Genomic DNA, 624 nt, shown 5'->3' with positions numbered 1-624 from the left:
TGCGCGTTGCGATGATCGGTACAGGCTATGTTGGCCTTGTCTCAGGTGCTTGTTTTGCGGATTTCGGACACATCGTGACATGTGTGGACAAGGACGCCTCGAAGATCGAGCGCCTGAAGAATGGCATCATGCCAATCTATGAGCCGGGGCTCGACGCACTCGTCGCAAGCAATGTCGAGGAAGAGCGCCTGTTCTTCACGACTGAAGCGGCCGAGGCCATCAAAGACGCCGACGCCGTGTTCATCGCGGTTGGCACGCCTTCGCGGCGCGGTGACGGCCATGCAGACCTCTCTTATGTCTATGCGGCGGCTGAAGAGATCGCCGGCCTGATGAATGGGTTCACTGTGGTCGTGACGAAATCGACAGTCCCGGTGGGGACTGGCGACGAAGTCGAGGAGATCATCCGAAAGGTCCGTCCAGACGCCGACTTTGCCGTTGTCTCGAACCCCGAATTCCTGCGCGAGGGCGCAGCGATCAAGGACTTCAAGATTCCGGATCGCGTTGTCGTTGGCACCGAGGATGAGCGCGCTCGTCAGCTTATGCACGAACTCTATCGTCCGCTCTTCCTGAACGAGACACCAATCCTGTTCACGGATCGGCGCACCTCGGAACTGATCAAGTATG

1 protein-coding gene is annotated in these 624 nt (G+C 58.3%); it reads left to right on the top strand.

The features are described from left to right. Positions 1–624 (top strand): UDP-glucose dehydrogenase family protein (locus tag HOC_RS20710; protein WP_156950592.1); only part of this gene is annotated, 624 nt, incomplete at both ends.

The organism is Hyphomonas oceanitis SCH89 (assembly GCF_000685295.1).
Lineage (GTDB): Bacteria > Pseudomonadota > Alphaproteobacteria > Caulobacterales > Hyphomonadaceae > Hyphomonas > Hyphomonas oceanitis.
Note: the sequence above shows the minus strand (reverse complement) of the source record. Positions and strands in the feature narration are given on the sequence as shown.